11 protein-coding genes are annotated in these 13,666 nt (G+C 67.5%); 2 read left to right on the forward strand and 9 right to left on the reverse strand.

The window, feature by feature from the left end:
- Positions 1-57 precede the first annotated feature (57 nt).
- Both OG734_RS11925 and OG734_RS11930 read right to left on the reverse strand, forming a co-directional pair.
- Positions 58-1,494 carry an RICIN domain-containing protein gene (locus tag OG734_RS11925; protein WP_330287472.1) on the reverse strand — a complete coding sequence of 479 codons (1,437 nt, stop codon included), beginning with the start codon at positions 1,492-1,494 and terminating at the stop codon, positions 58-60.
- Positions 1,495-1,550: 56 nt separating this feature from the next.
- Positions 1,551-2,495, reverse strand: a complete 945-nt coding sequence (locus tag OG734_RS11930; protein WP_330287473.1) for a hypothetical protein — start codon at positions 2,493-2,495, stop codon at positions 1,551-1,553.
- An 851-nt stretch (positions 2,496-3,346) separates the two neighbouring features.
- On the opposite strand from OG734_RS11930, the gene gabT reads away from it, so the two are divergent.
- Both gabT and OG734_RS11940 read left to right on the forward strand, forming a co-directional pair.
- Positions 3,347-4,681, forward strand: a complete 1,335-nt coding sequence (gabT, locus tag OG734_RS11935; RefSeq protein WP_330287474.1) for a 4-aminobutyrate--2-oxoglutarate transaminase — start codon at positions 3,347-3,349, stop codon at positions 4,679-4,681.
- Between the two features lie 338 nt (positions 4,682-5,019).
- Positions 5,020-5,691 carry a phosphatase PAP2 family protein gene (locus OG734_RS11940; RefSeq protein WP_330287475.1) on the forward strand — a complete coding sequence of 224 codons (672 nt, stop codon included), beginning with the start codon at positions 5,020-5,022 and terminating at the stop codon, positions 5,689-5,691.
- Here the strand turns inward: OG734_RS11940 and OG734_RS11945 are convergent.
- From OG734_RS11945 to OG734_RS11975, 7 genes are all read right to left on the reverse strand, one after another.
- Positions 5,683-5,826, reverse strand: a complete 144-nt coding sequence (locus OG734_RS11945; RefSeq protein ID WP_330287476.1) for a hypothetical protein — start codon at positions 5,824-5,826, stop codon at positions 5,683-5,685. The genes OG734_RS11940 and OG734_RS11945 overlap by 9 nt on opposite strands.
- A gap of 423 nt (positions 5,827-6,249) precedes the next feature.
- Positions 6,250-7,683 carry an NAD(P)/FAD-dependent oxidoreductase gene (locus tag OG734_RS11950; RefSeq protein ID WP_330287477.1) on the reverse strand — a complete coding sequence of 478 codons (1,434 nt, stop codon included), beginning with the start codon at positions 7,681-7,683 and terminating at the stop codon, positions 6,250-6,252.
- A gap of 48 nt (positions 7,684-7,731) precedes the next feature.
- A complete protein-coding gene (locus OG734_RS11955) occupies positions 7,732-8,547 on the reverse strand; it encodes an ABC transporter permease (protein WP_330287478.1) in 816 nt (271 codons plus the stop codon).
- Complete coding sequence (locus OG734_RS11960) at positions 8,548-9,474, reverse strand: ABC transporter permease (RefSeq protein WP_330287479.1); 927 nt, start codon at positions 9,472-9,474, stop codon at positions 8,548-8,550.
- Positions 9,474-10,631, reverse strand: a complete 1,158-nt coding sequence (locus tag OG734_RS11965; RefSeq protein ID WP_330287480.1) for an ABC transporter ATP-binding protein — start codon at positions 10,629-10,631, stop codon at positions 9,474-9,476. The genes OG734_RS11960 and OG734_RS11965 overlap by 1 nt, the downstream gene beginning before the upstream one ends.
- Before the next feature lie 53 nt (positions 10,632-10,684).
- A complete protein-coding gene (locus OG734_RS11970) occupies positions 10,685-11,932 on the reverse strand; it encodes an ABC transporter substrate-binding protein (protein ID WP_330287481.1) in 1,248 nt (415 codons plus the stop codon).
- A gap of 57 nt (positions 11,933-11,989) precedes the next feature.
- Complete coding sequence (locus OG734_RS11975) at positions 11,990-13,513, reverse strand: gamma-aminobutyraldehyde dehydrogenase (RefSeq protein ID WP_330287482.1); 1,524 nt, start codon at positions 13,511-13,513, stop codon at positions 11,990-11,992.
- Positions 13,514-13,666 lie beyond the last annotated feature (153 nt).

Raw genomic sequence — 13,666 nt, forward strand, 5'->3', positions numbered from 1 at the left:
CCGCCGGCAGAGCCGGCGGACCGTCGCACCTACGGAGGGACACTTCCGCTCAGGCCATCAGCTGTTGACCAGCACGATGTCCCACTTCTGGCAGTTGTTGCCGTAAGAGGTCCACTGGCGGACCAGAGCGCCGTCGGCCGCCGAACAGTCCTTCACGTCCATGGCCAGGCCGTTCTTGACGTTGGTGATGGTGTAGTGGCCGTCGGCCTCGGCGAAGTCCCACTTCTGGCAGGCATTGTCGGCGGGGGTTGCCAGGCCCATCAACGCGCCGGTCGATGTTGCGCAGTTGAGGTTCTCCAGGACCTTGCCGCTCTTGACGTTGGTGATGGTGTAGTGGCCGTCGCTCGTGGCGTCGAACTGCCACTGCTGGCAGGTGTCGTTCAGCGAGGCCCACTGGTTGATCCCGGTCCCGGTACCGCAGCCCTCCGCGTTGAGGGCCTTGCCGCTGTTGACGTTGATCATCCGGACGTTGTTGGTCGGGCTGGGCTTGATCGTGATCATGCCGGGATATGCGCTGAGTAGCGCGTTGGTGGCCGACGACGGAGCACCCGTGAGCACCACGATCCGGTCGCTCTGGCCGTCGTAGCGGGCGAACGTGTTGAAGGTGTCGTCACCGCTGGGCGCGAGCCGTTCGTAGGCGGCCTTGATGACCTCCGTCATTTTGTCGGAGGTGAACAGCACACTGCGTGCGGTGTTGGGGGTGGGCCAGTTGCTCGGCGCGCTTCCGCCGGCGTCGGTCCAGTTCGTCGGCTTCGGGAGGTTGTGGATGTCGCCGACGTAGTCCTTCGGGAAGATGACCACCGGCCCGATATTGGCGTCGACGAAATACGAGAGGGCGCAGTTGAAGCCGGCCAGCTCCTGCAGCTGGGTCAGAGGGTCCGAGAGGTACCCCGACGCGAGTGGACCGTCTGCCGGATTGCAACTGGGGATCTGCGGTGCGGCGGCCGTTTGCCTCTGGATGACGAGCTTGCCGGAGTACTTGGCGGCCAGCGGGTCGGTGACCGAGGCCGGGGCAGTGGTCTGCAGCACCACCCGGTCGGTCGGCCCGTCGAAGCCCGCGAAGACGTCGTACGTCAGGTCACCGTCGGGTTGCACCGCGTCGTAGACCGAGCTGATGACGGTCTGGAGCTCGTCGATGGTGAAGAGTACGCTCCTCGCGGTGTGGGGCTTTGGCCAGCTGGTGGGGGTCTGCCCGGAGGAGTCCTTCCAGCCCGCTGGTGGTTGCAGGTTGTCGATGTCGTCGGTGTGGTCCTTCGCGAAGATGATCACCGGCCCGATGTTGGGGTCCTCGAAAGCGGCGATGGCGTCTTCGTTCGCGGCCAGGGCCTCCACCTGCTCCCAGACGGTGTCCGCGTCGGCGGCTCGCGCGGGGGCGGCGAAGGTCAGCGTACTGGCGGCCAGCAGGGCCAGGGTGGCAAGGAGACCGCCGCGGACCCGCCGACGGGGCGAGACGCCGGTCCGGACCGGCGCTCTTCGCTTGTTGTTCGTCACCATGCGATTTCCTTCATCTCGGAGGTTTGTCCTTTCGGAGGTTTGTCCTTTCACTTCTGTCATCCCCCCTGCCTGTCACAACGGTTGTAATAGGTACAACCTCCGGTGTACGGGTTCGCAGGAGGGGGGGGAGTGTTCAGGTCCGAGTTGTAGGAGAAATTGGCACCCGTGTCATTTCCGGGGTTATAGATCACCGGCGCAGTCCCGTAGCTGCCATTTATGATGTAGCGGTCTTCTGTGAACGTGACGGTTTCCAGGGCCATGAGGTCCCCGGTCGTCGTACGCCCGGTCATCCGGTAGACATGGACTCCCCGGATCGCTTCGCGCGGAATCCGATGGACGTAGGCCCATTCGTCTTGATGGGCATACCGGTTGGCGAAGTTTGCGTCCCCGCGGAACTGATCGGGCACGTACAGCGCGTTCCTGGCATACCGGGCGTCGATGTCATAGATATAGCTCTCAGCGGATACCCACTGACGGCTGGGGCAGACTGCCGGGAAGTATCTGGATAGAAACCCCCGCCTCGCGTTGTATGCAGCCTGCAACTGCGCACAGTGCGTTCGGGCAGCAGCTGACAGATTGACTCCACCCTGGCTACGCGCGAACGGTATAGCCTCGGCTCGCGTCCCAGTCGTCGAAATGTAGTTGCTGTTGTGCGCCCGGTCGCCCTCGACATGCAGGCGAAGATTGTTGTTGTTTCCCCGCGACCTGAAGCCGTGGGTGAATATCTCGTACGGCGTTCGGGCGTCACCGCGATACAGCGTCGCCGGCATCGTCCTCTCATTCTGAATGTCGGAGTTGTGCAAGTTGGGGCAGGATGCCCCTGTCCCCGAAGAGGAGCCTCCAGGGCAAGTTCCCCTGAGGGGGGTTACGGCCTCTGCCTTCGTGGTCCCCAGCGGGAATTGGAGCAATGCGATGGCCAGAAGGGCCAGGAGGAGCGCCTGGACAACAGGATTCCTGATTGCCCTATGCCTTCCTGCGTGTAGCGTGATTCGCTTGATCATGTGTGCTCCGATTTGGCTAGGAGTACTCAAGAGCCCGAGTGCGGAGGTTGCCTTTCGGGCGGTAGGCCGCCCGTCCACAGGTGGCCGTATATCCGCATCGGGCTGATGGGACCGGTGTCGAACGAGCGGCTGCCGAGCGGAATCGCAAACGACTGCCTGTGCGGCGGACAGCCCATGCCGCCGACGTGTCATGTCGGCAGTCATCTGTCCACGCCGCAAGCATCGGGGCAGCGCCGCCCCCCAGGTACTGGTAGTTCTACGAGGTCAGCGGCGAAACGCGCATGAAGACAGGGCCTCCTGGTAGCTCGGGGGTGCGCGACCCCATTCCGAGCGGTTCCCGGAGACCCTGTTGCCGTTGTTGTACGCGCCCGAGCCCATTCACTTCAACTCGCCCGCCGTGTCGCGCGATTGGCTCGCGCCCGCGTGCGGCAACGGCCGATCGTCCGGATCGGGTGCGCCGGTATCCGTCGGAGATGACGGACGCGGAATGGGCGGCCATCCGGCCGTTGTTGCCGGTACCGGCCTGGCTTCATGGGCGGGCGGACGGCCCGAGGCCTACTGTGACCGGCAACTGCTGGACCGATGAACGATCACGAGCGGAAGGCAAAGCTGCGGGAATTTCTTCACAGGTCACCACAAGATCACCACCCACGCCCGGACAGGCCTACACCTCACGTACCCCACCCCTGTCCATCAAGGCCAAGGACACACCCCCACCACTCCCAAACGGTGCATGCCCGCCCCCGCCCCCCAGGCCTAGCCTGCGAAGAGAGCCGCGGCGAAAACCCCGCGCCGGCCCCACCCGCAGCCCCACGCCAGTCCCGCGTCCGTCACGCCCCCAGGAGCCCCTCATGACCTCCCTCCCCCAGGAGCGCCGCCTAGTCACCGCCATCCCCGGCCCGAAGTCGCAGGCGCTCCAGGCCCGACGTCTCGCCGCCGTCGCGGCCGGTGTCGGCTCGGTGCTGCCCGTGTTCACCGCGCGGGCGGGCGGCGGGATCGTCGAGGACGTCGACGGGAACCGGCTGATCGACTTCGGGTCCGGCATCGCCGTGACGTCGGTCGGTGCGAGCGCCGAGGCGGTCGTGCGCCGGGCGACGGCCCAGCTCGCCGACTTCACGCACACCTGTTTCATGGTCACCCCGTACGAGGGGTACGTCGAGGTCGCCGAGGCGCTCGCCGAACTGACGCCGGGCGACCACGCCAAGAAGAGCGCCCTGTTCAACAGCGGTGCCGAGGCCGTCGAGAACGCGGTGAAGATCGCCCGCGCCTACACCAAGCGGCAGGCCGTCGTCGTGTTCGACCACGGGTACCACGGGCGCACGAACCTCACCATGGCTCTCACCGCCAAGAACATGCCGTACAAGCAAGGCTTCGGGCCGTTCGCGCCCGAGGTGTACCGCGTACCGGTCGCCTACGGCTACCGCTGGCCCACCGGCCCGGAGAACGCCGGTCCCGAGGCCGCCGCGCAGGCGATCGACCAGATCAGCAAGCAGGTCGGGGCGGACAACGTCGCCGCGATCATCATCGAACCGGTCCTCGGCGAGGGTGGCTTCATCGAGCCCGCGAAGGGCTTCCTGCCGGCCGTTCGCCAGTTCGCCGCCGACAACGGCATCGTCTTCGTCGCCGACGAGATCCAGTCCGGGTTCTGCCGGACCGGTCAGTGGTTCGCCTGCGAGGACGAGGGCATCGTGCCCGATCTGATCACCACCGCCAAGGGCATCGCGGGCGGGCTGCCGCTCGCCGCCGTCACCGGGCGCGCCGAGATCATGGACGCCGCGCACGCGGGCGGCCTGGGCGGAACCTACGGCGGAAACCCGGTCGCCTGCGCGGGCGCGCTCGGCTCGATCGAGACGATGAAGGAGCTCGACCTCAACGCGCGGGCCAAGCACATCGAGACCGTCATGAAGGCGCGGCTGGCCGCCATGGCCGAGAAGTATGACGTCATCGGCGACATCCGCGGCCGGGGCGCCATGATCGCCATCGAGCTGGTCAAGGACCGCACCACCAAGGAGCCCCACCCGGAGGCGACCGCGGCTCTGGCCAAGGCCTGCCATCAGGAGGGTCTGCTGGTCCTTACCTGTGGCACGTACGGCAACGTCCTCCGCTTCCTGCCGCCGCTGGTGATCGGCGAGGACCTCCTCAACGAGGGCCTCGACATCATCGAGCAGGCCTTCACCAGCATCTGACGCGCCCTCGGCTCCCGCCGTCCCTCCACACCACTCGCTCATACCGGCCGACCGGCCCGGATTCCGCTTTTTTCCGGGCCAGTGAGGGCACCGTCAGAGCGTGTGAAGAAGGTGTGCGAGGTGGATGGCGGGATGTCGTTCAGCCTGTTTCAGCCCCCTCCCCTGCCGTAGGTTCTATCCAGATGAGAGATACACCCCGCCCGCAGGAAACTGTGGGTGGCACCTGGTCGGGGCCTCCCCAGCTTCGATCCGGTCGTGCCCTCGCGCACACAACCGGAGCTTCCGGCTCCGGGTCTCCTCACCGATCGGACAGTCGCCCGCCCCAAACCCCCCGGGGCGTGCGACGATCCGATCTGATCGGCCACCCCGAAGCGACCCCCCCTGCTTCGGGGTGGCCGACCTCTCGGAGTCTCCTCTCCGTCCTGACCCTCGCGGTCCTCCTCTTCGCGCTGATCACCTGGCAGGTCGCCGTCCACGGCCCCCTCGCCCGCGCGGACGAACGCCTCAGCGACTCACTCGTCCACCCGTCCCCCGGCTGGGCACTCCTCGCCGACCTCGGCAGCATCGTGGTCGCCGTTCCCGTCCTCCTCGTCGTCCTGGTGTACGTCGGTCTGCGCGCACGGCGGGCGGATACGGAGCGCTGGGGGCGGGAACCGGTCGCAGCAGGCGTGCTGATGGCGGCCGTACCGGCGATCGTCGTACCCATGAAGGAGCTCGTCGCCCGGGCCGGGCCGCCGGTGATGGGCCCCGGCACCGGGTTCTACCCCTCCGGTCACACCGCGACAGCCGTCGTGGCCTACGGCTCAGCCACACTGCTCCTGCTGCCGTGGCTGCGCCGTACGTACGCCCGTCGGCTCGTCCTGACCGGCTGTCTCGCCCTCAACGCCGCCGTCGCCGTCGGGCTGGTCGTCCGTGGTTTCCACTGGCCGCTGGACGTGGTGGCGAGCTGGTGCCTGTGCGGGGCGCTGCTGATCCTGCTGCGGCTGTTCGTCCGCAGGCCCTCACGCTGATCCCGTCAGCGATCCCGTCGGCGGCCAGGCCACCCTCCAGTGCGGTGCGATCACATGCAACGGGGTGAAGTCGGGCTCGGTGCCGCCCGGATGGAAGGTCCGCGTGGTGGTCTCCTCGGTCACTCCCTCGGGCACGCACACGCCTCACTCTGCCTCCGAGCGCCACGGCGGCTCCAGCCATCGTCAATTACCCGGCTGTACCCAGCTGTTGGCTGTGCGGCAGGCAGAGGGCCGCGGGAGTCTCGGACATCACCTGTCCTCGTCCATCATCTGTCCTCGTCGGTCGCTTGACTCGCCGCCGCCTCGTGCATGGCCAGTTCGAGGAGTGGCAGGTCGGGTTGGTCAATGACGCGGGTGAGGACGTCGAGGGTGGGGTAGCCGAGTTCACCCGGCAGGATCAGTACGTCCCAGGCCTTGCCGGCGGGCAGCAGCGCGGTCCCCAGGGGATTGCGCTTCCGGGATCATTACGCGGGTTCCGCCACGTCGTGGGAGTGAATGAGATCACTGCCAGTGAGCTGGGGCGTACGCCTGTGGATCACTGCACACCGGCCCGCGCCGTCAACTGTCGAAGCCCAGCCCCAGCCGGTCCATCGTCTTCAGCCACAGGTTGCGCCGGCCGCCGCGTGCGTCCGCCCGTGCCAGCGACCACTTGGTGAGCGCGATGCCGGTCCATGCGAGCGGCTCGGGCGGGAACGGCAGCGGCTTCTTGCGGACCATCTCCAGCGACGTCCGCTCCGTGCGCTCCCCCGCCAGCAGGTCCAGCATCACGTCCGCGCCGAACCGGGTGGCGCCGACCCCGAGGCCGGTGAACCCCGCCGCGTACGCCACCCTGCCCCCGTGCGCGGTGCCGAAGAACGCCGAGAAACGCGAGCAGGTGTCGATCGCCCCGCCCCACGCGTGCGTGAAGCGGACGCCCTCCAGCTGCGGGAAGCAGGTGAAGAAGTGGTCGGCCAGCTTGGCGTAGGTCTCCGGACGGTCGTCGTACTCGGCGCGCACCCGGCCGCCGTACGGATAGATCGCGTCGTAACCGCCCCACAGGATGCGGTTGTCGGCGCTCAGCCGGAAGTAGTGGAACTGGTTGGCGCTGTCCCCGAGGCCCTGCCGGTTGCGCCAGCCGATGTCGGCGAGCTGCGTCTCGCTCAGGGGTTCGGTCATCAGCGCGTAGTCGTAGACGGGGACCGTGTACGCGCGCACACGCTTGACCAGGTTCGGAAAGATGTTCGTGCCGAGCGCGATCCGGCGGGCGCGGACCGACCCGTAGGGCGTGCGTACGGCCATTCCGGCGCCGTACGGCCGCAGGGTGAGGGCCGGGGTGTGCTCGTAGACGCGGACGCCCAGGCGCAGGCAGGCCCTTTTCAGGCCCCAGACCAGTTTCGCCGGGTTGAGCATCGCGACGCCGGTGCGGTCGTGCAGGCCGGCCAGGAAGGTGGGGGACGCGACTTGCTCCCGTACCGCTTCCGCGCCCAGGAACTCGGTACCGGTCGCGAGGCCCTTGCCCGCCAACTCCTCGTACCAGGTGCGGAGTTCGGCCGCCTGATGCGGTTCGGTGGCGACGTCGATCTCGCCGGTGCGTTCGAAGTCGCAGTCGAGTGAGTGCCGGGCCACGGCCTTCTCGATCTCGTCGAGGTTGTGCGCGCCGAGCTCCTGGAGCTGGTGGATCTCGTCCGGCCAGCGGGCGAGGCCGTTGGCCAGGCCGTGGGTGAGGGAGGCGGCGCAGAAGCCGCCGTTGCGGCCCGAGGCGGCCCAGCCCACCTCGCGGCCCTCGACGAGCACGACGTCCCGCTGCGGGTCGCGCTCCTTGGCGATCAGCGCGGTCCACAGCCCGCTGTAACCGCCGCCCACCACCAGCAGGTCGCAGCTCTCGGCGCCGGTGAGGGCGGGTTCGGGGCGGGGCCTGCCGGGGTCGTCCAGCCAGTAGGCGACCGGCTGGGCGTCGGAAAGTGACTTCGTCCAGCGATTTACATTTCCATGGGTCATGGCGCTTGGGGCCATGATTCCAACTCCCTACGAATGCCTGTGAACGCGAACGACGGTGAACGGCTATGCGCTCTTCTGCCTGTTTCGACGGTTGCCGATGACCATTCCGGTCAGCACGAACAGTACGGCGATCAGGAACATGGCCGTACCGATGACATTGATCTGAACGGGCGTTCCGCGCTGCGCCGAACCCCAGACGAACATGGGGAAGGTGACGGTCGATCCCGCGTTGAAATTGGTGATGATGAAATCGTCGAAGGAGAGCGCGAAGGCGAGCAGCGCGCCCGCCGCGATCCCGGGCGCCACGATCGGCAGGGTGACGCGTACGAAGGTCTGCACCGGGCCCGCGTACAGGTCCCGGGCGGCCTCCTCCAGCCGTGGGTCCATCGACATCACGCGGGCCTTCACGGCGACGACGACGAAGCTGAGGCAGAACATGATGTGGGCGATCAGGATCGTCCAGAAGCCCAGCTGTGCGCCCAGGTTGAGGAACAGCGTGAGCAGCGAGGCCGCCATGACGACCTCGGGCATCGCCATCGGGAGGAAGATGAGGGAGTTGACGGTGCCCCGCGCACGGAAGCGGTACCGCACCAGCGCGAAGGCGATCATCGTGCCGAGGACGGTCGCACCGATGGTCGCCCAGAAGGCGATCCGCAGGCTGAGCGAGAGCGAGCCGCACATGCCGGCGACCCCGCAGGGATCCCGCCAGGCGTCCGTCGAGAACTGCTGCCACTCGTAATTGAAGCGGCCCTTGGGTTTGTTGAAGGAGAACACCGTGACGACGACGTTCGGCAGCAGGAGATAGCCGAGGGTCACCAGTCCCGCGATGACGACGAAATGGCTCTTGAGCCAGCGCCCGATCGAATTCACGAAGGCCATTTAAACCAGGTCCTCCGTCCCGGACTTGCGGATGTAGAGGGTGACCATGATGAGGATCGCGGCCATCAGGATGAAGGAGAGGGCGGCGGCTGTCGGATAGTCGAGGATGCGCAGGAACTGCGTCTGGATGACATTGCCGATCATGCGGGTGTCCGTGGAGCCGAGGAGGTCGGCGTTGACGTAGTCGCCGCTCGCCGGGATGAAGGTGAGCAGTGTGCCGGAGACGACACCCGGCATCGACAGCGGGAAGGTGACCTTGCGGAAGGTCGTGAACGGCCTGGCGTAGAGGTCACCGGCCGCTTCGTGCAGCCGTCCGTCGATGCGTTCGAGCGAGGTGTAGAGCGGCAGGATCATGAACGGCAGGAAGTTGTACGTCAGACCGCACACCACCGCGAGCGGCGTGGCCAGCACCCGGTCGCCCGCCGTGATGCCGAGCCAGCTGGTGACGTCCAGGACGTGCAGCGAGTTGAGGGCGCCGACGACCGGGCCGCCGTCCGCGAGGATCGTCTTCCAGGCGAGCGTACGGATCAGGAAGCTGGTGAAGAACGGCGCGATGACCAGGATCATGATCAGGTTGCGCCAGCGTCCCGCGCGGAAGGCGATCAGATACGCGAGCGGATACCCAAGGACCAGGCAGAGGACCGTCGCGGCACCGGCGTACAGCACCGAGCGCAGGAACTGCGGCCAGTAGTCGGCCAGGGCGTCCCAGTAGGTCGCGAAGTGCCAGGTGACCTTGTAGCCCTCCTCCAGGGAGCCCGTCTGCACGGACGTGGAGGCCTGGTAGACCATCGGCAGCGCGAAGAACACGAACAGCCAGAGCAGACCGGGCAGGAGCAGCCAGTACGGCGTCCAGCGGCCTCTCCTGCGCGGGGGCTTCTTCGTCGGCGCCGGCGCCAGGGGCGGCGCGTCGGGGGTCGCGGTGGCCATCAGGCGGCCGCCTCGTCGTCGACCGTCTCGACGCCCGCGTCTATGTCCTGATCGGCGTCCAGGCCGAAGGTGTGCGCCGGATTCCAGTGCAGGACGACCTCCGCACCCGGGACCAGCCTGGTGTCGCGGTCGATGTTCTGGACGTACACCTCGAACTCGGGGCAGACGGGGCTGTCGATGACGTACTGCGTGGAGACGCCGATGAAACTGGTGGCGGCGATCTTGCCGGTGATGCGGTTGCGGCCGGCCGGGATGTCGCCGGCGTCGCCCGCGTGCGTGAGGGAGATCTTCTCGGGGCGGACTCCGACCAGTACCTTGCCGCCGGTCCTGGTCGGCGCGGAACAGCGGGCCTCGGGGAGCAGGAGCTTGCCGCCGCCCGCCTTGAGGACGATCTCGTCGCCGCTCTTGGTGGCGACCTCGGCCTCGATGAGGTTGGAGGTGCCGAGGAAGTTCGCGACGAACGTGGTGTGCGGGTTCTCATAGAGGTCGGCGGGCGACCCGAGCTGCTCGACTCTGCCCGCGTTCATCACGGCGACCGTGTCGGCCATCGTCATGGCCTCCTCCTGGTCGTGCGTGACATGGACGAACGTGATGCCGACCTCGGTCTGGATGCGCTTCAGCTCCAGCTGCATCTGGCGGCGCAGCTTGAGGTCCAGGGCACCGAGCGGTTCGTCGAGGAGGAGCACCTTGGGGGTGTTGATCAGCGCGCGGGCCACGGCGACGCGCTGCTGCTGGCCGCCGGAGAGCTGGTGCGGCTTCTTGCGCGCCTGCTCGCCCAACTGCACGAGCTCCAGCATGTCGTCGACCTGCTTCTTCACCGACTTGATGCCGCGCCGGCGCAGGCCGAAGGCGACGTTCTCGAAGATGTCGAGGTGCGGGAAGAGCGCGTACGACTGGAAGACGGTGTTCACCGGCCGCTTGTACGGCGGCAGGTTCGTGACCTCCTGCTCGCCGAGGAAGACGGTCCCGGAGGAAGGTTCCTCCAGGCCTGCGATCATCCGCAGGGTCGTGGTCTTCCCGCAGCCGGAGGCACCGAGCAGAGCGAAGAAGGAGCCCTGCGGGACGGTGAGGTCGAGCGGGTGTACGGCGGTGAAGGAGCCGTACCTCTTGCTGATCCCGGAGAGACGGACGTCGCCGCCGTGGTCTGTGCTGGTCATGGTGTGGTCCTTGGGGAGTCGGAGGAGTTTCGCACCGCTGGGAGCAGGCGTTGCTACGCCCCTGTCAACTTCGCGAACTTCTCCTCGTACGCCGTCTCTTCCTTCTGGCTCAGCAACCGGAAGGCGTGGGACTTCGCGGCCATCGCCGCGTCGGGAATGATCAGCGGGTTGTCCGCCGCGTCCTTGTCGAGCTTCGCGAGGTAGGGCTTCACTCCCTCGACGGGACACACGTAGTTGATGTAGGCGGCCAGTTCGGCGGCCGGCTCGGGCTCGTAGTAGTAGTCCATGAGCCGCTCGGCGTTCGTCTTGTGGCGCGCCTTGTTGGGGATCAGCATGTTGTCGCTCGAGGTGATGTAGCCGCTGTCCGGGATGATGAAGTCGATGTCCGGGCTGTCCGCCTTGAGCTGGACCACGTCCCCGGCCCAGGCGATACAGGCCGCGAAGTCGCCCGACGTCAGGTCGGCCGTGTAGTCGTTGCCGGAGAAGCGGCGGATCTGGCCCTTGTCGACGGCCTTCTGGAGGCGGGCGATCGCCGCGTCGTAGTCGTCGTCGGTGAATTTCGCCGGGTCCTTGCCCATGTCCAGCAGGGTCATGCCGATGCTGTCGCGCATCTCGGAGAGGAACCCGACGCGCCCCTTGAGCTTGGGGTTGTCGAGCATGTCGGAGACCGACTTCACCTCGACACCGTCCAGGGCCTTCTTGTTGTAGGCGATGACGGTCGAGATGCCCTGCCAGGGGTACGAATAGGCGCGACCCGGGTCCCAGTCGGGGCTGCGGAACTGATCCGACAGGTTCGCGAACGCGTGCGGGAGGTTGGAGGGGTCCAGTTTCTGCACCCAGCCGAGACGGATCAGCCGGCCGGCCAGCCAGTCGGTGAGGACGATGATGTCCCGGCCGGTGTCCTGGCCCGCCGCGAGCTGCGGTTTGATCTTGCCGAAGAACTCGACGTTGTCGTTGATGTCCTCGGTGTACTTGACCTTGATGCCGGTCCGCTCGGTGAACGCGTCGAGCGTGGGGTGGTGCTTCTCGCTCTCGTCGACGTCCATGTACTCGGTCCAGTTGGAGAAGTTGACGGTCTTCTCCTTGGCCGAGTGGTCGTCCGCGGAGACGCCTCCCGCTGTTTTGCCGGCCGCGGGGATGCCGCAGCCGGTCAGCGCACCGAGGCCGCCGGCCACCAGGGCACCGCCCGCGGAGGCGCGCAGCAGGTTCCGACGGGTCAGGGCGGCCCTGCCGTTTCGGAAGCTGCGCCGCATGGCGGCCACCTGGGCCGGGGAAAGGCGGTCGGGCTCGTACTGCTCCATGCGCGTGGTGCCCTTTCGGGAGGGTGTGCGGCCGCTGGTCGGTCGGCCTGTGTCCGGTCAGCGGTCCCCGAAGATCGTGCGGTGCCAGTCCTTGCGGGCAACCGCGGTGTTGTCGAACATGACGTGCTTGATCTGCGTGTACTCCTCGAACGAGTACGTGGACATGTCCTTGCCGAAGCCGGACGCCTTGTACCCTCCGTGGGGCATTTCGCTGATGATCGGAATGTGGTCGTTGACCCACACGCAGCCCGCCTTGATCTCGCGGGTGGCGCGGTTCGCCCGGTAGACGTCCCGGCTCCAGGCGGAGGCGGCGAGACCGTAGGGCGTGTCGTTGGCGAGCCGGATGCCCTCGTCGTCGCTGTCGAAGGGGAGGACGACGAGCACCGGCCCGAAGATCTCGGACTGGACGATCTCGCTGTCCTGAGGGGCGTCTGCGACCAGAGTGGGCCGGTAGTAGGCGCCGCTCTTCAGCTCCCCCTGGGGAGCCTCGCCGCCGGCCACCACGCGCGCGTAGGCACGCGCCCGCTCGACGAAACCGGCGACGCGGTCGCGCTGTGCGTGCGAGATGAGCGGCCCGAGATCGGTGCCCTGGGCGAACGGGTCACCGAGCCGGACGGTGTCCATAAGGGCGGCCGTTTTCGCGACGAACTCCTCGTACAGCGGCCGTTGCACGTACGCGCGCGTGGCGGCCGTGCAGTCCTGCCCGGTGTTGATGAGCGAGCCCGCGACAGCACCGTTGACGGCCGCGTCGAGATCGGCGTCGTCGAAGACGACGAAGGGTGCCTTGCCGCCCAGCTCCAGGTGGAGCCGCTTGACGGTGGCGGTGGCGACCTCGGCGACACGCTTGCCGACGGCGGTGGACCCGGTGAAGGACGTCATGGCGACATCGGGATGCCCGACGAGGTGCTCGCCGGCTTCCTTGCCGGTTCCGGTGACGATGTTGACGACGCCGTCCGGAATCCCGGCCGCGGTGGCCGCCTCGGCGAAGAGGAGGGAGGTCAGCGGGGTCAGCTCGGCGGGCTTGAGCACGATCGTGTTGCCGGCCGCGATCGCCGGGAGGATCTTCCAGGCGGCCATCTGGAGCGGGTAGTTCCAGGGCGCGATGGAGCCGACGACACCGATGGGTTCCCGGCGGACGTACGAGGTGTGGTCGCCGGAGTACTCCCCGGCCGACTGCCCCTGGAGGTGACGGGCGGCGCCGGCGAAGAACGCGGTGTTGTCGATCGTCCCCGGCACGTCGAACTCGCGGGTCAGCTTGAGCGGCTTGCCGCACTGGAGGGACTCGGCGCGGGCGAACTCCTCGGCGCGCTCGGCGAGGACGGCAGCGAAGCGGTGCAGTGCGTCGGAACGCTCGCCCGGGGTGGCCCCGGCCCAGCCCGGGAAGGCCGCGCGTGCGGCGGCGACTGCGGCGTCCACGTCGTCGGTGCCGGCCAGCTCGTACGTGTAGACGGCGTCGCCGTTGGCCGGGTCGACGACCGCGTGCGTATGCCCGGAGGTGCCGTGGGTCAGGCGGCCCGCGATGTACTGCGCGCCGGCCGCGAGCCGCTCCTGTGCCGGGAAGCGATGGCCCGAATTGTGCATGTCGCTCTCCTCCGTCACCCGCCCCGCACTGCGGGGGTCAACGTAGCTCCAGGTCCATTTGAGTGCCGATCCTGACAGAGCAAGTGGACTCCAACAAGGGATTCCGTTGTTGCCATTTGGTTACGCGACGGAATCTGTCGACCAGGTGTCGAG

Source organism: Streptomyces sp. NBC_00576, from assembly GCF_036345175.1.
Taxonomy (GTDB): Bacteria; Actinomycetota; Actinomycetes; order Streptomycetales; family Streptomycetaceae; genus Streptomyces.

Coding starts and splice junctions, on each gene's coding strand:
- OG734_RS11975 (WP_330287482.1), bottom strand. CDS start 13,513: ATGCACAATTCGGGCCATCGCTTCCCGGCACAGGAGCGGCTCGCGGCC.
- OG734_RS11930 (WP_330287473.1), bottom strand. CDS start 2,495: ATGATCAAGCGAATCACGCTACACGCAGGAAGGCATAGGGCAATCAGG.
- OG734_RS11955 (WP_330287478.1), bottom strand. CDS start 8,547: ATGGCCTTCGTGAATTCGATCGGGCGCTGGCTCAAGAGCCATTTCGTC.
- gabT (WP_330287474.1), top strand. CDS start 3,347: ATGACCTCCCTCCCCCAGGAGCGCCGCCTAGTCACCGCCATCCCCGGC.
- OG734_RS11960 (WP_330287479.1), bottom strand. CDS start 9,474: ATGGCCACCGCGACCCCCGACGCGCCGCCCCTGGCGCCGGCGCCGACG.
- OG734_RS11970 (WP_330287481.1), bottom strand. CDS start 11,932: ATGGAGCAGTACGAGCCCGACCGCCTTTCCCCGGCCCAGGTGGCCGCC.
- OG734_RS11965 (WP_330287480.1), bottom strand. CDS start 10,631: ATGACCAGCACAGACCACGGCGGCGACGTCCGTCTCTCCGGGATCAGC.
- OG734_RS11950 (WP_330287477.1), bottom strand. CDS start 7,683: ATGGCCCCAAGCGCCATGACCCATGGAAATGTAAATCGCTGGACGAAG.
- OG734_RS11925 (WP_330287472.1), bottom strand. CDS start 1,494: ATGGTGACGAACAACAAGCGAAGAGCGCCGGTCCGGACCGGCGTCTCG.